15 protein-coding genes and 1 pseudogene are annotated in these 17609 nt (G+C 63.0%); 11 read left to right on the top strand and 5 right to left on the bottom strand.

The genetic code is table 11. From position 1 onward, the window contains the following. Nucleotides 1–126: 126 nt before the first annotated feature. Nucleotides 127–204, top strand: a pseudogene (locus NX05_RS25185) (DNA-formamidopyrimidine glycosylase family protein); the annotation flags it as partial. Nucleotides 205–631: 427 nt separating this feature from the next. On the opposite strand, the gene putA reads toward NX05_RS25185, so the two are convergent. Beyond that, nucleotides 632–3832 (bottom strand): bifunctional proline dehydrogenase/L-glutamate gamma-semialdehyde dehydrogenase PutA, encoded by a 3201-nt coding sequence (gene putA, locus NX05_RS18075; protein ID WP_039432025.1) that lies wholly within the window; start codon nucleotides 3830–3832, stop codon nucleotides 632–634. Nucleotides 3833–4109: 277 nt separating this feature from the next. Here putA and NX05_RS18070 point away from each other — a divergent pair, with 277 nt between their 5' ends. Genes NX05_RS18070 through NX05_RS18050 form a run of 6 tightly spaced genes read left to right on the top strand, consistent with a single transcriptional unit; the run spans nucleotide 4110 to nucleotide 8872 of the window. After that, a complete protein-coding gene (locus NX05_RS18070) occupies nucleotides 4110–4586 on the top strand; it encodes a DUF2244 domain-containing protein (RefSeq protein WP_039432024.1) in 477 nt (158 codons plus the stop codon). A 16-nt stretch (nucleotides 4587–4602) separates the two neighbouring features. Further along, nucleotides 4603–5568: a cytochrome c oxidase subunit II gene (gene coxB, locus NX05_RS18065; RefSeq protein ID WP_039432022.1), complete on the top strand. Its 966-nt coding sequence runs from the start codon at nucleotides 4603–4605 to the stop codon at nucleotides 5566–5568. A gap of 38 nt (nucleotides 5569–5606) precedes the next feature. Next, entirely contained in the window at nucleotides 5607–7211 is a 1605-nt protein-coding gene (gene ctaD, locus NX05_RS18060) for a cytochrome c oxidase subunit I (protein ID WP_039432020.1), read from the top strand. Continuing rightward, nucleotides 7192–7365, top strand: coding sequence for a hypothetical protein (locus tag NX05_RS24500; RefSeq protein ID WP_010374673.1), 174 nt, complete (start codon nucleotides 7192–7194; stop codon nucleotides 7363–7365). Before ctaD ends, NX05_RS24500 begins: the two co-directional genes overlap by 20 nt. Beyond that, nucleotides 7362–7958, top strand: a complete 597-nt coding sequence (locus tag NX05_RS18055) for a cytochrome c oxidase assembly protein (protein WP_010380069.1) — start codon at nucleotides 7362–7364, stop codon at nucleotides 7956–7958. The genes NX05_RS24500 and NX05_RS18055 overlap by 4 nt, the downstream gene beginning before the upstream one ends. Before the next feature lie 38 nt (nucleotides 7959–7996). Continuing rightward, nucleotides 7997–8872, top strand: a complete 876-nt coding sequence (locus NX05_RS18050) for a cytochrome c oxidase subunit 3 (protein ID WP_039432018.1) — start codon at nucleotides 7997–7999, stop codon at nucleotides 8870–8872. Nucleotides 8873–8967: 95 nt separating this feature from the next. Here the strand turns inward: NX05_RS18050 and NX05_RS18045 are convergent, their stop codons facing one another. Continuing rightward, entirely contained in the window at nucleotides 8968–9186 is a 219-nt protein-coding gene (locus tag NX05_RS18045; protein WP_010374668.1) for a twin transmembrane helix small protein, read from the bottom strand. A 60-nt stretch (nucleotides 9187–9246) separates the two neighbouring features. On the opposite strand from NX05_RS18045, the gene NX05_RS18040 reads away from it, so the two are divergent. Genes NX05_RS18040 through cyoE form a run of 4 tightly spaced genes read left to right on the top strand, consistent with a single transcriptional unit; the run spans nucleotide 9247 to nucleotide 12645 of the window. Then, complete coding sequence (locus NX05_RS18040; protein ID WP_039432017.1) at nucleotides 9247–9969, top strand: SURF1 family protein; 723 nt, start codon at nucleotides 9247–9249, stop codon at nucleotides 9967–9969. Nucleotides 9970–9996: 27 nt separating this feature from the next. Beyond that, nucleotides 9997–10572 (top strand): hypothetical protein, encoded by a 576-nt coding sequence (locus NX05_RS18035; protein WP_039432015.1) that lies wholly within the window; start codon nucleotides 9997–9999, stop codon nucleotides 10570–10572. Nucleotides 10573–10582: 10 nt separating this feature from the next. Further along, a complete protein-coding gene (locus NX05_RS18030; protein WP_010374662.1) occupies nucleotides 10583–11746 on the top strand; it encodes a COX15/CtaA family protein in 1164 nt (387 codons plus the stop codon). A gap of 2 nt (nucleotides 11747–11748) precedes the next feature. Further along, the gene (gene cyoE, locus NX05_RS18025) at nucleotides 11749–12645 is read left to right on the top strand and encodes a heme o synthase (protein WP_039432014.1); all 897 of its coding nucleotides are present in this window, start codon (nucleotides 11749–11751) and stop codon (nucleotides 12643–12645) included. 312 nt (nucleotides 12646–12957) lie between these two features. On the opposite strand, the gene NX05_RS18020 is transcribed toward cyoE, so the two are convergent. The 3 genes from NX05_RS18020 to dnaG all read right to left on the bottom strand — a co-directional run bounded on the left by NX05_RS18020 (nucleotide 12958) and on the right by dnaG (nucleotide 17608). Further along, on the bottom strand, nucleotides 12958–14538 hold the full coding sequence (locus tag NX05_RS18020; protein ID WP_039432012.1) for a thioredoxin family protein: 1581 nt from the start codon (nucleotides 14536–14538) through the stop codon (nucleotides 12958–12960). A gap of 162 nt (nucleotides 14539–14700) precedes the next feature. Further along, nucleotides 14701–15750, bottom strand: coding sequence for a bile acid:sodium symporter family protein (locus tag NX05_RS18015; protein WP_039432010.1), 1050 nt, complete (start codon nucleotides 15748–15750; stop codon nucleotides 14701–14703). 109 nt (nucleotides 15751–15859) lie between these two features. Continuing rightward, nucleotides 15860–17608, bottom strand: coding sequence for a DNA primase (dnaG, locus tag NX05_RS18010; protein WP_039432008.1), 1749 nt, complete (start codon nucleotides 17606–17608; stop codon nucleotides 15860–15862). Nucleotide 17609 lies beyond the last annotated feature (1 nt).

Here is a 17609-nt window from a genome sequence, read left to right as displayed (position 1 = left end):
CTCAGGTGTAAGCAGTGGGTGCAGTGGGTGCAGAGTATCTGCAGAAACGTGCCGATTGCATTCGAGCTCATCGGCCTCCCTATGCTGCTTTGCCGGTGCGTAACCGGCAGTTCTTTGGATGCGCTAATGCCCGAGTTGCCCGAAGTTGAAACTACGCTGCGCGGCTTGTCGCCGCACCTGGTTGCGCAACGCATCCATGGCGTCTGATCACACAGCGCGCCGCTGTGACGCCTATAGGCTTCGTAACAACGCAAGACCTAAAGCGGAAGCCTTAGTTCAGCAGCAAATTATTCAACGACGCGTTGATAAGGCTTGGAACTTTTGTTCGAGCAGTTGGATTGAGAACTCAGCGATCGGCGTACGTCATGAGGTAGCAGTGGACAGATATAGGAAATTCAGGAATCGGCGTGCCAAAGGTAATTCTCGTAGAGAACAGAGCCGGGGGCGAACGCGTGTCAAATGCTGCGGCGAATAAGTCACCTGATTGGCCTGTACTGGATCTGGTGCCTGTTTAATTGGATTGTTCAGCACAAGTCGCACGGCTCAATACCGGACCCTTCAAACCAAAACCCGCTCTCGCGGTGTTTTTGCTTCTCCGGTAGTGCGGCCTATCAGTGGACCGCAGACAGGATCAGTCACCCAACGTCAGCAAAGAGGCATTGCCACCTGCCGCGGTGGTGTTGACGGTAACGACCTTTTCGGTCGCGAAGCGGAGCAGGTAATGCGGGCCGCCGGCTTTGGGACCAGTCCCGGAAAGGCCTTGGCCGCCGAAGGGTTGTACGCCGACCACGGCACCGATCTGGTTGCGATTGACGTAGACGTTACCGACCGCCACGCGCGAAGTAATGCGGTCGATGGTTTCGTCGATCCGCGAATGGACACCCAGGGTGAGGCCATAACCTGTCGCGTTGATCTGGTCGATAACAGCGTCAAGCTGATCGGCTTTCCAACGAATTACGTGCAGCACCGGGCCGAAAATTTCGCGCTGTAGCTGGGCCAGCGATGTCAGTTCATAGGCGCGTGGCGCGAAGAAGCTGCCGTGCGCGGTGCCGCCGTCCAGCGTGGTGGTTCCAATCAAGCGCGCTTCGCGATCCATGCGTGCAGCATGATGGTCGAGAATCTTGAGCGCATCGGCGTCGATCACGGGGCCAACGTCGGTGGAGAGCAGGCTGGGATCGCCGATCTTCAACTCGCCCATCGCGCCGGCCAGCATGGTCATGACCTTGTCGGCGATATCGTCCTGGACGAACAGGACGCGTGCGGCGGAGCAACGCTGCCCGGCGGAAATGAAGGCGCTGGAGATGGCGTCTTTGACCACTGCTTCGGGCAGCGAGGACGAGTCGGCGATGAAGGCATTTTGGCCGCCGGTTTCGGCAATCAAGACGCCGATGGCAGCATCGCGCGCGGCCAAGGTGCGGTTGATGATGCGTGCGGTTTCGGTAGAGCCGGTGAAGGCGACACCGGCGACGCGCGGGTCATTGGTCAGCGCGGCGCCAACGGTGGCGCCATCGCCTGGCAGGAACTGCACAGCCGCTTCGGGTACGCCGGCTTCGTGCAGAAGTTTGACTGCCGCAAAGCCAATCAGATTGGTCTGCTCGGCCGGCTTGGCAATGACGGTGTTGCCGGCCGCCAGCGCCGCGGCAACTTGGCCGAGGAAAATCGCCAGCGGGAAGTTCCAGGGACTGATGCAGACGAACACGCCACGGCCATGCAGCTGCAATTCGTTGGATTCGCCGGTGGGCCCGGGCAGGCGCTCAGGCGCACCAAACTGCGCGCGCGCCTGGCCGGCGTAGTAGCGCAGGAAATCCACAGCCTCGCGGACTTCGGCCACTGCGTCGGGCAGCGTCTTGCCGGCTTCCTTGACGCAGATCGTCATGAACTCGGGCATGCGCGCTTCAAGTAAATCGGCTGCATGCTCCAGAATGGTGGCGCGGCTCGCTGCAGGTGTGCGGTTCCAGCCAGGTTGCGCGGCCGCAGCACTGACCAACGACTTCTGCACGGTGTCCGGATCAGCTGGGTGCCACTGCCCAACCGTCTCTCGGCGATCTGCTGGATTCAACACCGCCTGGCTGGGCGTGCTGATCAGCGCACCAGGCACCAAAGGCGTCGCTTTCCAGGGTTTGATGGCGGCGTTGAGTTGCTCGGCCAGCTGGCGCAGATCGTTGTCGTTGGCGAGATTGGCGCCCATGGAGTTTTTCCTGTTCTGGTTCTGACTACGCAGCAAATCGGCCGGCAGTGGAATCTTGGGATGCGGGATGGAGGTGAACGACGACACCGCCTCGACCGGGTCGCGGATGAGGTCTTCGATGGCGACATCTTCATCGGTGATGCGATTGACGAAGCTGGAATTGGCGCCGTTTTCCAGCAGGCGGCGCACCAGATACGGCAGCAAATCTTCGTGCGAGCCGACCGGTGCATACACGCGGCATGGCAGGCCGAGACGATCGGCTGGAATCACTTCGGCATAAAGGTCATCGCCCATGCCATGCAGTTTCTGATGCTCGTAGGTCTTGCCTGCTGCGATCGCACGCACCGCCGCAATGGTCTGCGCGTTGTGCGTGGCGAACATCGGATAGAGCGCGTCATTGTGCGCGAACATGCGACGTGCGCAGGCCAGATACGAGACGTCAGTATTTTGCTTGCGGGTAAATACTGGGTAGCCGGGGTGCCCTTCAATTTGCGCGCGCTTGATTTCCGCGTCCCAGTACGCGCCTTTGACCAGACGCACCGGAATACGTCGCCCGACACGGCGCGCGAGATCGGCAAGAAAATCGATCGTGTACGGCGTGCGCTTTTGATACGCCTGCACCGCCAGGCCATAGCCTTCCCAGTCATCCAACGACGGGTCGGAGAAGGTGGCTTCGATGATGTCCAGCGAGAGTTCCAGACGGTCGGCTTCTTCGGCGTCGACGGTGTAGCCGATGCCATACGACTTGGCCAACTGGGCGAGCTCCAGCACGCCGGGAACAAGCTCTGCCATCACGCGGGCGCGCTTTGCATGCTCGTAGCGCGGATACAGTGCCGAGAGTTTGATCGAAATGCTGGGCGCAGCGAACACGTCGGTACCAACGAACTTGCCGCTGCGGCCGATCGCATGAATCGCATCGCGATACGCCTGCAGATAGCGCTGCGCATCCTTCATGGTGAGCGCGCCTTCGCCGAGCATGTCGAACGAGTAGCGGTAGTTGGCGTTATCGCCCTTGCGCGAACGCGACAGCGCTTCGCCGATAGTGCGGCCCATGACGAACTGGTGGCCCATGATCTTCATGGCCTGACGCACGGCCAGACGAATCACCGGTTCGCCGACGCGGCCGATCAGGCGTTTGAAGGCACCCGGCACATCGGCGCGGGTGAGGTCGTTGAGCTGCACCAACTGGCCGGTCAGCATCAGGCCCCAGGTGGAGGCATTGACCAGCACCGAATCGCTGCCGCCCATGTGCTTCTTCCAATCCGCATCGCCGAGCTTGTCGCGGATCAGCTTGTCGGCGGTGTCCTGGTCGGGAATGCGCAACAGTGCCTCGGCGACGCACATCAGCAACACGCCTTCTTCGCTGCCCAGGTCGTACTGGCGCATGAAGGCTTCGATGGCGCCCTGGTCCTGCGCACGTGCACGCACACGGGTGACCAGATCGGCAGCGATCGCTTGCACCTTGGCTTGCTCAGCGGCGGGCAGGCGGGCCTGGTCGAGCAACTTACGCACGTGCTCGGTTTCGTCCTTGAGCCAGGCTGCGGTAATGGCAGCACGCAATGCGCCAGGTGCGGCGGGCAGTTCGGGCGCCAGAAGCGCGCGCGCAACTGAGGTGGAAGCAAGCGGGTCGAGCTGAGCGTTCATGCGAAAGGTGCCTTGGATTCCGTGCTCATTCTAGTGAGCCGCATGGCATGCGCACTTGTGTGGAAGCGGCGGCTTTCCCGCCGTTTTGTGCATGTCGTTGTCATGCGTGCGCGCCGCAGGGTTTCGGCACGGCTTTCGACGGGGTAATTCGGAAGTGATTGATTTACGCGCATTTTTAGCTGCACTGCAGCAAATTTTTGATCGCCGGAAATGCTTGCCGCATGCGTTGGCGCGGGTCTACCATCGGGCTATTCCCGCAGTGCGCTGCGTGCTGTTTATGATCGAAGTGCTGCCGTTGATGTCCGAAGGGGTTGGGACGCAGCTGCGGTTGCGGCCTCCGCGGGCACTGTCGGCCAGGCAATTTGTGCAGCTGTTCGCAGTGTTGGCAGGAATGATGTGGCTGTTTGCAGGCCTGGGCTGGTGGACCGGCAATGCGTTCGCGCCGGTGTTCGCCTTGGTGCACAGTGGTGTGGTGGCGCTGGCGCTACGGACGTTGTGGCGAAGTGGCGAGCGCGAAGAAGCGATCCGGGTGGGGGAGACCGTTGTCGAGGTGTTTCCGTCCGGGCATGCGCCACCAGCGTTCCAGGCACATCCGCATTGGGTGCGGTTATGCATGGAGCGCGACGACAGGGTGTTGCTGGTCAGCAGCGGCAAGCAGATCGAGATTGGAAGTTTTCTCGGGCCGGCCGAACGTGTGGAACTGGCAACTACGCTGAAACGCTTGCTCGCGGCCGCCAATGGCCGTCACCGATGACGTAAGGGTCTAGGCAATGACGCAACGCAGCAGCTGGAAGTCGATGAGCACTTACATACACGTGGGCCTGGCGATGGCTGCGCTGCTGAGCGCACCGGCCGCCTGGGCGCAATCGGCCGATCCGAAGGAATGGCAGCTCAACATGGGCCGTGGGGTGACCCAGACCGCGCGCATGGCCTACGAGGCGCACATGGTGGCGCTGTGGGTGTGCGTGGTGATTGGCGCGCTGGTGTTCGGCGCGATGGGCTATGCGATCTTCAAGTTCCGCAAATCCAAAGGCGCGGTGGCTGCGCAATTTAGTCACAACACCACTGCTGAAGTGCTGTGGACGGTGATTCCGGTGCTGGTGCTGATCGCGATGGCCTGGCCGGCGACGGCCAAATTGATCGCAATGTACGACACCCGCGAATCGGAAATGACGGTCAAGGTGACCGGCTATCAATGGATGTGGAAATACGAGTATCTCGGCCAGGGCGTGGAATTCACCAGTCGCCTGGCACGCGAATCCGATCGTATCCGGCAAAGCGGCGAGCGCCCGACTGCGGCCTCGCAGCCACATTACCTGCTGGATGCGGACAATCGCCTGGTGCTGCCGGTGAACACCAAGATCCGTTTCGTGATCACTGCCGACGACGTGATCCACGCCTGGTGGGTGCCTGCGCTGGGATGGAAGCAGGACGCGATTCCCGGCATTGTCAACGAAGCCTGGACCAACATCGAACAGCCGGGCGTGTATCGCGGGCAGTGCGCCGAGTTGTGCGGCAAGGATCATGGCTTCATGCCGATCGTGGTGGAAGCGCTGCCCAAGGCCGAATTCCAGCGCTGGCTGGCGTCGCGCCGCAGCGCGGCAGGCACTGCTCCGGCAGCGGCACCTGCGGGTCCAACTGCCGCACCGCCTTCGGCTGCACCGGCAACGCCGGCAGGTGACACTGCGCCTGCCGCAGCGCCCGCCCCAGTTGCAACACCGACCGCCGCTCTTTAGTCGCTCGCAACCGCTCGCTTCGCAGAGGTCGTTCCGTCATGGCCCATACCGCAGTCGATCACCACGGACACCACCAGCCCGGTTTCGTCGAGCGCTGGTTCTTTTCAACCAATCACAAGGACATCGGCACGCTATATCTGCTGTTTTCCTTCGTGATGTTCATCATCGGCGCGGCGATGAGCGTGGTGATTCGCGCCGAATTGATGCAGCCCGGCTTGCAGTTCGTCAAACCGGAATTCTTCAACCAGATGACCACCGTGCATGCACTGGTGATGATCTTCGGCGGCGTGATGCCTGCCTTTGTCGGCTTGGCCAACTGGATGATTCCGTTGCAGATCGGTGCGCCGGACATGGCATTGCCGCGCATGAACAACTGGTCGTTCTGGCTGCTGCCGGTGGCCTTCACCTTATTGCTGCTGACGCTGTTTCTGCCGGGCGGCGCGCCGGCAGGCGGCTGGACGCTGTACCCGCCGCTGTCGCTGCAAGGCGGCTACAACGTGGCCTTCAGCGTGTTCGCGATCCACGTGGCCGGCGTCAGTTCGATCATGGGCGCGATCAACATCATCGCCACCGTGCTCAATATGCGCGCCCCCGGGATCGATCTGTTGAAGATGCCGATCTTCTGCTGGGCGTGGCTGATTACCGCGTTCCTGCTGATTGCGGTGATGCCGGTGCTGGCCGGCGCAGTGACCATGTTGCTGACCGACAAATTCTTCGGCACCAGTTTCTTCAATGCGGCCGGCGGCGGCGACCCGGTGATGTACCAGCACATCTTCTGGTTCTTCGGGCACCCCGAGGTGTACATCATGATCCTGCCGGCGTTCGGCGTGGTCAGCGAAATCATCCCAACCTTCAGCCGCAAGCCGCTGTTCGGTTACCAGGCAATGGTGTACGCCATCGCGGCAATCGCGTTCCTGAGCTTCATCGTGTGGGCGCACCACATGTTCACCGTGGGCATGCCGCTCGGTGGCGAAATCTATTTCATGTTCGCCACCATGCTGATCTCCATCCCGACCGGGGTGAAGGTGTTCAACTGGGTCAGCACGATGTGGAAGGGTTCGCTGACCTTCGAATCGCCAATGTTGTGGGCAGTGGCGTTCGTGATTCTTTTCAGCATCGGTGGTTTTTCCGGCCTGATGCTGGCGATCGTGCCGGCCGACTTCCAGTATCACGACACTTATTTCGTGGTGGCGCATTTCCACTACGTGCTGGTCACCGGTGCGGTGTTCGCGCTGATTGCGGCGGTGTACTACTGGTGGCCCAAGTGGACCGGGCGGATGTACAACGAAACCTGGGCGAAGGTGCACTTCTGGTGGACGATGGTTTTCGTCAACCTGCTGTTCTTCCCGCAACACTTCCTTGGCTTGGCCGGCATGCCGCGGCGTATTCCCGATTACAACGTGGTGTTCGCCGACTGGAATCTGGTCAGTTCGATCGGTGCGTTCGGCATGTTCGCCACGCCGTTCCTGATGGCTGCGATTCTGCTGTCGTCGCTGCGCAGCGGCGCACGGGCAGATGCGCGCGCCTGGGAAGGCGCCAAGGGCCTGGAATGGACGGTGCCGTCGCCGGCGCCGGCACATACCTTCACCGTACCGCCGTTGATCAAGCCTGGAGATCTTGCGCATGAAGACATCGGTCACTGAATCCGCCTCGGAGCCGGCGGTGACGCGTCTGTTATCTGCAGCCGAGCGGCAAGCGCAGCAGCGCCGCGCCGTGCGTCGCACCGCAATCACGGTCGGCATCATTGCATTGCTGATCTATGCAGGCTTCATCGCTTCGGGAGTCATCGGGCGGTGAATGCACGCCCGCACACACACGCACCGACGGCAGGCTTGTTCAAGCTGCTGGGCGTGGTGCTGGGTGTGTTCGTGCTGACGTTCTCCCTGGTGCCGCTGTACCGCATCGCCTGCGAAAAAGTGTTTGGAATTCGCATGGAGCGCGCGCCCGGCAGTAGCCGTGCAAACGCGGGCGCACCGCCCGCCGCCGGCAGGCGCACGGTGCGCGTTGAGTTCGATGGCGGTGTCAATTCCAGATTGCCGTGGACCTTCCATCCCGAGCAGATGACGATGGATGTAGTGCCGGGCGAACTCAACGAGGCGCTGTACTTCGCGCGTAACGATGGCGCGCGTGCGGTGGTGGGTAGTGCGGTGCCATCGGTTGCACCTGCGCGAGCGTCGGGCTATTTCAACAAGACCGAATGCTTTTGCTTCACCGCGCAGACCTTGCAGGCTGGCGAAACGCGCGACATGCCGCTGCGTTTCATCGTCGACCCCGCACTGCCGCCGGAAGTCACCACGATTACCTTGTCCTACACGTTCTATCGCAACGACGCGCTGACCTCGGAACTGCAGGGCGGTGGCACGTCGGCCGCGCCGCGCGCCGCACCCTGATTCTTCATCCACACGCACCACGACACGGAAACAACGCCATGGCCGATCACAGTCCCAACGCCGACGCGTATTTCGTCCCGAGCCAAAGCAAATGGCCCTTTGTCGGGTCGATCGCGATGTTCGTGATGATGATCGGCGTGGCCAGCTGGCTCAACGACGCGGCATGGGGGCGCTGGACGTTCTTCGCCGGCGTGGCGATGCTGTTGGCGACCTTGTTCATGTGGTTTGGCGATGTCATCCGCGAATCCAATGCCGGGCATTACAACCGCCAGGTGGATGGCTCGTTCCGTATGGGGATGGTGTGGTTCATCTTTTCCGAGGTGATGTTCTTCTGCGCCTTCTTCGGTGCGCTGTTCTACACGCGCGTGCTGACGCTGCCCTGGCTGGGCGGCGAAGGCGATGGCGTGATGACCAACGAACTATTGTGGAACGGCTATTCCGCTGCCTGGCCGACCAATGGCCCGGGCACGATTGGTGGGCAGTTCCAGACCATTCCGGCCTGGGGTCTGCCGCTGATCAATACGTTGATCCTGCTCAGCTCAGGCGTGACCTTGACCATCGCCCACCACGCACTCAAAGGCGGACGCCGCGGCGCATTGCTGCTGTGGCTGGGCCTGACCGTGCTGCTGGGCTGCGTGTTCCTGTTCCTGCAGGCGGAGGAATACATCCACGCCTACACCGAGCTCAATCTCACCCTTGGCTCGGGCATCTACGGTTCAACCTTTTTCATGCTCACCGGCTTCCACGGCATGCATGTGCTACTGGGTACCATCATGCTGGGAGTGATGTGGCTGCGCGCAGCGAAGGGACACTTCACACGCGATAACCATTTCGCTTTTGAAGCGGCTGCGTGGTACTGGCACTTCGTCGACGTGGTGTGGCTGGCGCTGTTCCTGTTCGTATATGTCCTTTGAGTGCAGGGATTCGGGATTAGTGATTTGGGATTCGCAAGAGCGATCCGCGTTTGCTCGTACCAATCCCTAATGCCGAATCCCCAATTACCAGCCGCTCAGCGGCCGATGCCATGCGGCTTGATCCAGCCGGTATAAATGCCGAGGATCACGATGGCGATCAACGCTACCGATAACCCGATGCGCCAGGTCAATGCGTTGACGGTGCGCTTGGTCTCACCGCGGTCGGTGAGCAGGTAGTAGAGGCCGGCGCCAAGGTTCCACAGAATCACGATCAGGAAGGCGACAATCAGCAGCGTCTTGAGTGAATCGTTCACAACAGCCCCGGGTGCAGTCGGCGTGGTGATGACATTGCACGCCTTTTTGCGTCGCTTGTCATGACGCGCAAGCACACGGCGGTGTTCGGCTGGTGTCTGGCGCTGCTGGTGAGCGCGGGTTTTGCGGCGCTTGGGCATTGGCAGTTGCAGCGCATGCATAGCAAGCAAGCCTTGTTGGATCGTGCCGCGCATGTGCGCGATACCACGCTGCCCTTGGCGCAGGCGCTAGCGACGCCGCACGATTTGGCATGGGTGCGTGGGCCAGTGCGGTTTTTGCCGCAGCTGGTCTTGCTGGACAATCAGTTGCATGACGGGCGTGCTGGTGTGCGCGTGTATCAACTGGCGTTGCCTGACGGCGTGTCGACAAGCATGTTGGTCGATTTGGGCTGGCTGCCCTTACCGGCGGATCGGAAGTTGCCCAGCATCGCCGCACTGACTGGCGTGCAGGTCGTGCAGGGACTCTTGAGCGCACCGCCGTCGGCAGGGCTGGCGATCGGGCCGGCAATGGCGCCGGGTGCCGCTCCGCAGACCTGGTTGGCCACGCGTCTGGATGCGAAGGCCTTACGCAGCGCGCTTGGCAGGCGCGACATTTCGTCGCAGGTCCTGCGGCTGGACCCTGCACTGCCGGTTGGCTACGCACGCGATCTGGAAATGCTGCCGAATACGCTGCCACCCGCGCGGCACTTGGGTTACGCGGTGCAATGGTTCGGGCTGGCCGCAGCGGTACTGGCGACCGCGGCGCTGCTGACAGGGCTTGGGCGCCGCCGCCGCCGCGGGCACTGACGCCTGCGGCATGAGAAAATCGCCGGTATGACCTCATCCACATCGGCCACGCCGCACTCGGTCAAACGCGGCCGCAGGATGCTGATTGCCCTGGCAGTGCTGTTCTTCGGCTCGATGTTGCTGGCCGGCGTGCTGCGCTTCTCCGGATGGCAGCCGGCATCGATGCGCAATAACGGCGAACTGCTGAAGCCGCCCGCGGATCTGCGGGCGTTGGTGCCGGTGCGTGCGAACGGGCAGCCGTATGCGTGGGCGCCGAGCGAGCGCATCTGGCGCATTGCGGTGGCGCCGCCGGCCAATTGCACCCAGCAGTGCGTGATGTTGTCCGCGGAGCTGGACAAGGTGTGGCAGTTGCTCGGGCACCGCGCCGACAAGGTGGAGGTGTTGTGGATTGGCGCGCCGCCGGCCGGGCTGCCGCCGATGCCGGAATTGCGCGTGCTGCGCGACGATGCCCGCCTGCGCCAGGCATTGCCGCGCGGCAACGATGCCGCCGGCGTGCCAGTGTATGTGATCGACCCCAATGGCTTCGTGATCCTGCGTTATGCCCCCGGCTTCGACCCGGCCGGCTTGCGGTCGGATCTGGTCAAGCTGCTGAAACTGATGTGAGCCCGTTTCGATGAATCTGTTTGCGCCACCGGCATTGTTCCGTCACTTCCATCGCATGGCCTGGCTGGCCGCGTTGTTCACTGCGAGCACGATCCTGTTCGGGTCGTTCGTGCGGCTGTCCGATGCCGGTATGAGCTGCCCGGACTGGCCGACCTGCTATGGCCGTGTGACCTGGCCGCAGACCACCGACGAAGCCAACACGCATGTGGCTAGCAAGATCCGCCCGCTGGAATCGCACAAGGCCTGGCGTGAGCAGGTGCATCGTTTCCTGGCCGGCGCGCTGGGGGTGGAAGTGCTGGTGCTGTCGTTGCTGGCGGTGCGTCGCCGCCGCATGGGCATTGCCCAGGTAGTGTCGGCCGCCGTGCTGGTGGCGTTGTCGATCCCGCTCTACATGTCCGGCTGGCACAGAGTGGGCTTGGGCGTGGCGATCGCCGGCGAAGCCATCCTGCTGCTGGCGGCTTTGCGCTGGAGCAACATCGATCTGGCGCGCGCGGCGGTGCTGACGCTGGCGGTGGTGATCTTCCAGGCGCTGTTGGGCATGTGGACGGTGACGCTGCTGCTCAAGCCCATCGTGGTGATGGGGCACCTGCTGGGCGGCATGCTGATGTTCTCGCTGCTGGTGTGGATGGCCTGGCGTGCGACGCATCTGCCGATCACCCTGGCCGACGCCTCGCGCTTGAAGTGGCTGCTGCGCCTGGGCGTGGCGGTGCTGGGCCTGCAGATCGCGCTCGGTGGCTGGGTCAGCGCGAACTACGCCGCACTGGCGTGTGGGGGGGGCAGCTGGTCGGCCGATAATTTCCCGCGTTGCGTCAGCCAGTGGTGGCCGCCGCACGATTTCCGCGAAGGCTTCACGCTATGGCGCGGCATTGGAGTGGATTACGAAGGCGGCGTGCTGGATGGTGCGGCGCGTATCGCAATCCAGATGGCGCACCGGCTGTGGGCGATTGCGACTGCGCTCTATCTGTGGTGGCTGGCCTGGCGCTTGTCGCGTTCGCCGGGGATGCGGGTGTGGGCTGCGGCGCTTGCGCTGCTGGTGGCCGTGCAGGTGACGCTGGGCATGCTCAACGTGAAGCTGGCGCTGCCGCTGGAAGTGTCGGTCATGCATAACGGCGGCGCAGTGGCGTTGCTGTTCGTGCTGGTCTCGCTACTGGCGCGGCTGCGCGCGCCGGAGTGAGCATGGCTGTCAGCGCACGCGATTATTGGGATCTGACCAAACCCAAGGTGGTGGCACTGATCGTGTTCACCGCCTTGGTGGGCATGTTCCTGGCCATTCCCGACATGCCGACCTGGCTGCAGGTGCGCACGGGCGCGCTGGGCTTTCTGGGTATCTGGCTGGCAGCCTCGGCGGCGGCAGCGATCAATCAGTTGCTCGACGCCAAGATCGACGCACAGATGGCGCGCACTTCATGGCGCCCGCTGGTGGTGGGCAAGGTGCAGCCATGGCAGGTGCTGGTGTTCGCTGGCGCGCTGATCGTGATCTCCATGACCATTCTGGTGGTATGGGTGAATGTCATCACCGCGGTGCTGACCTTCGCATCGCTGATCGGGTACGCGGTGATCTACACGGTGTATCTGAAGCGCGCGACCTCGCAAAACATCGTGATTGGCGGCTTGGCAGGCGCCACGCCGCCAATGCTGGGCTGGGCCGCAGTGACCGGGCTGCCGACCAGCGCCGACTGGATTAACGCCTCGCTGCTGGTGCTGATCATCTTCATCTGGACGCCGCCGCATTTCTGGGCCTTGGCGATCTTTCGCCGCGCCGATTACGCCAAGGCGGCGATCCCGATGTTGCCGGTGACCCACGGCGTGCCGCATACGCGCAAGCAGATCCTGGTCTACACCGTATTGCTGGCCATCGTGACCTTGCTGCCGGTGGCGGTGGGCATGAGCGGGGTGTTTTACCTGGGCGGTGCGGTCGTGCTCAACGCGGTGTTCCTCTGGTACGCGTGGCGCATGCTGAACCCGCCGGACGAATTGTTTTCGATGAAGATGTTCGGCTATTCCATCGTGTATCTGATGGCGCTGTTCGCCTTCCTGATGGTCGACCATCTGCTGCTGCCGTGGGTGCGCTAGTCGCAGCAGTGTGCATCGGCTGACAGGCGCGGGACTCAACGGGCGCTTTTCCGCAAGGTGCGCGCCGACATCGCTCAACAGCACTAGGTAGGTGGCGTTGAAGGTGGTAGTGGCCGGCAGGCTGGTCGGCCATCGAAACGCGCAGCCAAGCACGCGCGCGACCTTGGCGCGAACATGACAGGCCTTGCTCCGACATACAGGTGTATTCGGACATGCACGTAAATTGCGCGGCGTCCAGATCAGCAGACGCCGCGGGTTCCGTTTCCTCGCCGGGTTGAGTCATTCCTCGGTTGCTGGCAGTGCGGTGTCGGCTCAACTCAACCAGTTGGCGCATTCGCTGGTGTTCTTGCTGTCGCAGCTGGATTGCATTTTCTGTTGCAGGCGCGTCAGCACTGCGCTGCCGTCCTGGCGGTGCTGCTTGCTCCAGGTCTTCAATGCGGCGCCAAGCGTGGCAAAGCGCTGACGTGTGCGTTGCCGGTAACCATCCGGTTGGCCGGCCAGCTCGCCGATCACCTGCGTGGCGGCGCTCTCGATGCCGACGGTGTCGTCGGGGCTGAGCCGGATCAGCCCATCCACATACATCACGCCCCACTGCACGCGCGTGGCAGGGCCTTGTGCGCTGTCATAGGCCTTCTTGAGCCACGACAGCGCGGTCTTCTTGTCGCCGCGATGTTCGGCCAGATCCGCCAGCTCGGGCATGTAGTAGTACGGCGCCTTGCTGCGCGACAACTCGGCCAACAGCAATTGCTCGGCCCCGCTGCTATCGCCTACTTCGCTCAGCAATGTGCCGGCGGTACTGATGGTGGATTGGCGTTCCTCGTCGGTTTTGGCCGTGTTCGTCGCCCACTGCACGCGCTGATGCACGACGTCTACCACGTCTTTCGGCAGCGGCGGTTGCGGGCCCTTGGCCTCGGTTTCAGTGGGCTGGCCTTGTGCCAGGCGTGCCAGCTGGATACGCGCATATACGGTGCCAAGCCGGTCGGAAATCGGCAAGGACGGATCGGCGTAGACTTTGTCCAAGGCCTGATTCAATGCGTTGGAGAGCGTGGTGCGCACGCCGGCATCGTTGCTGGCCGCCGTGATCAGACGCGCGGGCACATAGCTCAGTGTGTCGAGATTGGCGCGCACTTCTGCCGGGTCGGCCAACACCGCTTCCAGCAAGGTGCGATTGGCGGTACTAGCAGCAGGCGGGTGCTCGGCGGCGCTAATGGCGGCCAGGGCGAAGCTGCGTTGCAGTGCCGGTTGTGGTGCCGCTGTCGACAGCTGGGTGAGCACGTGGGCGGCATCATCGGGTTTGACCAGCCGGTCGTCGGTGCCCCAGGCATAGTTGCCGAGCACGGCCCAATCGTCTGCGCTGAGCTGTTGCGGTGTGTGCAGTGCCTTGTCGAGCAATTGCTGCGCGCTGCTGGTGCTCTTGGCCGCAACCCGCAGCACCTCGGCCAGGCGCGCGTTATCGGCATCGCCGGCTAGACGGGTGATTTCGCTGCGATCCGGGCGTAGCACGATGATGGTGGGATAGGCCTTGACCCCGAAGCGCTCGCCCCAGGCCTGCGCGCCTTCGGAGTCGCCATCCAGGTGCACGGCGACAAATTGCTGGGTGCGCGCGATAAAGGCCGGGTCCTTGAACAGCGTGGCCTTGAGGCGATTGCAGGGCGGGCACCAGGCAGCGCCCCAGTACAACAGGATGGGCTTGCCGCTTTCCTTGGCTTCGGCAAAGGCGTCTTCCACATCGCCCTCGCGCCAGGCGATGCTGGCAGCAGGCGCCGGCGTGGACGTGGCGTTGGTTTGTGCAGCCGCCGCAGGCGGGGCGGGCTTGTCGCAGGCAGTGAGCGCGGACAGTACCGCCAGCAGCGCAAGCAAGGACGGGGAGGGACGTCGAAGCGACAGCGTCATGGTAATCACCGGGGCAGGAGGTTGATCACGTACTCTAGCGAGCGCTGGTGCGCCGATACGGACGTGCGTGATTACCGTTGTATATCTGCTTAGAAACCGGATCTACGGGTGAGGCGAACTGCTGTCACGCGATACGCAGCCGCCGGACGTTGGCGCGGCCCGTCATCGATGGCGCTCGGTTGCGCCTTGCGACTCGCTTGGTGCATTGCGTGCATACCGTGCGGCCACGAAGGCGCACACGATCAGCTGCAACTGGTGATACAGCATGATCGGCAACACGATCGCGCCCAAGCCGCCACCGGCAAACATCACCTTGGCCATCGGCACGCCCGTGGCCAGGCTTTTCTTCGAGCCGCAAAAAACAATGGCGATTTCGTCGGCGCGACTGAAGTGCATGCGCCGCGCGATGAAGGTGATCGAGAGCATCGCAATGGCGAGCAACAACGCTGCAGCGCCGAGTACCGCCAGCAACGCAGGCAGCGGAGTCTTCTGCCACAGCCCTTCGTTCACCGATGCACTGAAGGCGGTGTAGACCACCAGCAAAATGGTGCCCTGGTCGGTGTAACGCAGCACGGCGCGGTGACGTTCGACCCAGCCGCCGATCCATGGACGCATGAAATGGCCGGCCAGAAACGGCACCAGCAACTGCAGCAGGATCTTGCCGATCGCCTCGGCCGGATGCGCCATGGCACCCTGGCTTCCGACCAGGGCGCCCATCAGCAATGGGGTGAAAAACACGCCGAGCAGGCTGGAAAGCGAGGCTGCGCAGACCGCAGCCGGCACATTGCCGCGCGCCATCGAGGTAAACGCGATCGAGGATTGCACCGTAGACGGCAGCGCGCACAGGAACAGCACACCGACATACAACTCCGGCGTCAGTGCCAGATGCGCGAGTGGTTTGAACAGCAGCCCGAGCAGCGGGAACAGCACGAAGGTGCAGCCCAGAATCACCAGATGCAAGCGCCAATGCAACGCGCCGGCCTTGACCGCTTCGCGCGACAGCCGCGCGCCGTGCAGGAAGAACAGCGCAGCGATCGCCACATCGGTGACATCGTCCATGACCGCAGCGGCGGCGCCCGAGACCGGGAGAAACGAGGCCAGTGTGACCGTGCACAGCAACGCGAGAGTAAAAGGGTCAATGCGCAACCGCGCCAGCAGCTTCTTCATTGAGGTCCAACGGTAGCGCGCGATCATGCGCCTGATATGCGCCATTCTACGATGCGTGTGGACCAAGCCTGTAGCATCCCCACTACGGGCTAGGCCTGAAACAGCGCAACAGTGCACAGTTGCCTTGCGCCTCCCTCATCCAGGCAGCGCTGCATCACAACGCTGCGAGCGCCTTGAGCAGCTCGCGCATTTCGTATTTATCGGTGTCGTCCAGCCCCTGCGCGCGCTGTTTGGCCTGTAGTTCTTCCACACGTTGCCGCAGCAGCTGCTTGTCGAGTTGTGCAACGACGTCGTGCAGCTCGATTGCCCAACTGTGCTCGTCGCCGGGCAGTTCCTGCGCCGCCAACCTTTGCAAAGCGACCTGCTCCTCGCGCTCGGCGAAGTGCTCCAGCAGCGCGCCGGTGCTGATTTCCGGGCGTTGCCGGACCAGATCCAGCAACTCCATCAACAGGTCGATACCAGGCAGGCGCAATCCGGAAAAGTCATGAACGCCCTCCAGGCTCGCCGCCAATGACGGCCGTTGCAGCAGGATGGCGATCGATGCACGCACCAGGCTGCGTTTCTGCGTGGGGGCGCCCATGCGTGCAGGCGGCCGCGGCTTGGGTGCGGATTGCTGCGCGGACGCACTCGCACCAACCCCGGTCAGGCGCGAGAGTTCCTGCCTCATCAGATCCCCGAACGCGCCTTCCGGGATCTGCGCCAGCATCGGGCGCGCACGTTCGGCCAGGCGGGCCTTGCCGTCGAGCGTGTGCAGGTTGATCTCGCGCGACATCTCGTCGAAGAAGAACTGCGACAGCGGCGTGGCCCGTTTCAGGCGCTGATCGAAGGCCTGCGCACCTTCCTTGCGCACGATGGTGTCCGGGTCTTCACCGTCGGGCAGGAACAGGAAAAACGCCTGGCGGCCATCTTTCATGCGCGGCAGCACCGACTCGAGCGCGCGCCAGCCGGCCTTGCGTCCGGCGTTGTCGCCGTCGAAGCAGAAGTACACATCCGGCGCGTTGCGGAACAACAGCTCGGCATGTTCGGGCGTGGTCGCGGTGCCCAGCGTGGCCACGGCCTGGGTCACGCCGAACTGGAACAGCGAGACCACGTCCATGTAGCCCTCCACCACGATCAGCCGTTCGATCTTCTGATTGGCCTGACGCACCTGCCACAGGCCGTACAACTCGCGGCCCTTGTGGAACAGCGCGGTTTCCGGCGAATTGAGGTACTTGGGGCCCGGGTCGCGGCCATCGGTCGGCGCGCCCATGATGCGTCCGCCGAAAGCGATTACGCGGCCGCGGCGGTCGAAGATCGGGAACATCACCCGGTCGCGGAACTTGTCGTAGACGTGGCCGCGATCGTTCTTGGAAAACAGCCCGGCGCGCTCAAGCACACTCATGCGCCGCGCATCGGTGCCCAGGGTGTCCTTCAACGCGCTGTAGCCATCGGGCGCATAGCCAATCTGGAAATGCGCGCGGTTGTCGGCATCCACGCCGCGCCCGTCCAGATAGTCTCGGGCACGTTCGCTGCCCTCGAGCTGACGCTGGAAGAACTTGGTCGCCGCTTCTAATGCCGAATACAGCTCGCGGCTGTCGTCCTGCTGCTGCGGCGTGCGTTGCTGGGTTTCGCGCGGGATGTCCATGCCGGCACGCTTGGCCAGCTCGTCGACCGCATCGAGAAATTCGAGGCGGTCATAATTCATCAAGAAGCTAATCGCGGTGCCATGCGCGCCGCAGCCGAAGCAGTGATAGAACTGCTTGGTCGGCGACACAGTGAACGAGGCCGAGCGCTCGTCATGGAACGGGCAGCGCGCCGAATATTCCTTGCCCTGACGCTTGAGCGGCACGCGACCGCCAACCACCTCGACAATGTCGGTGCGTGCGAGCAGTTCGTCGATAAACGCGTCGGGGATGCGGGCCATC

The organism is Xanthomonas vasicola, assembly GCF_000772705.2.
In the GTDB taxonomy this organism is placed as follows: Bacteria; Pseudomonadota; Gammaproteobacteria; order Xanthomonadales; family Xanthomonadaceae; genus Xanthomonas; species Xanthomonas vasicola.
This window is presented reverse-complemented; position numbering and strand designations above follow the sequence as displayed.

What these genes read in the sequence shown, in the direction of transcription:
- putA (WP_039432025.1), bottom strand. Translation starts at nt 3,832, where the DNA reads ATGAACGCTCAGCTCGACCCGCTTGCTTCCACCTCAGTTGCGCGCGCG.
- NX05_RS18070 (WP_039432024.1), top strand. Translation starts at nt 4,110, where the DNA reads ATGATCGAAGTGCTGCCGTTGATGTCCGAAGGGGTTGGGACGCAGCTG.
- coxB (WP_039432022.1), top strand. Translation starts at nt 4,603, where the DNA reads ATGACGCAACGCAGCAGCTGGAAGTCGATGAGCACTTACATACACGTG.
- ctaD (WP_039432020.1), top strand. Translation starts at nt 5,607, where the DNA reads ATGGCCCATACCGCAGTCGATCACCACGGACACCACCAGCCCGGTTTC.
- NX05_RS24500 (WP_010374673.1), top strand. Translation starts at nt 7,192, where the DNA reads ATGAAGACATCGGTCACTGAATCCGCCTCGGAGCCGGCGGTGACGCGT.
- NX05_RS18050 (WP_039432018.1), top strand. Translation starts at nt 7,997, where the DNA reads ATGGCCGATCACAGTCCCAACGCCGACGCGTATTTCGTCCCGAGCCAA.
- NX05_RS18040 (WP_039432017.1), top strand. Translation starts at nt 9,247, where the DNA reads ATGACGCGCAAGCACACGGCGGTGTTCGGCTGGTGTCTGGCGCTGCTG.
- NX05_RS18035 (WP_039432015.1), top strand. Translation starts at nt 9,997, where the DNA reads ATGACCTCATCCACATCGGCCACGCCGCACTCGGTCAAACGCGGCCGC.
- NX05_RS18030 (WP_010374662.1), top strand. Translation starts at nt 10,583, where the DNA reads ATGAATCTGTTTGCGCCACCGGCATTGTTCCGTCACTTCCATCGCATG.
- cyoE (WP_039432014.1), top strand. Translation starts at nt 11,749, where the DNA reads ATGGCTGTCAGCGCACGCGATTATTGGGATCTGACCAAACCCAAGGTG.
- NX05_RS18020 (WP_039432012.1), bottom strand. Translation starts at nt 14,538, where the DNA reads ATGACGCTGTCGCTTCGACGTCCCTCCCCGTCCTTGCTTGCGCTGCTG.
- NX05_RS18015 (WP_039432010.1), bottom strand. Translation starts at nt 15,750, where the DNA reads ATGGCGCATATCAGGCGCATGATCGCGCGCTACCGTTGGACCTCAATG.
- dnaG (WP_039432008.1), bottom strand. Translation starts at nt 17,608, where the DNA reads ATGGCCCGCATCCCCGACGCGTTTATCGACGAACTGCTCGCACGCACC.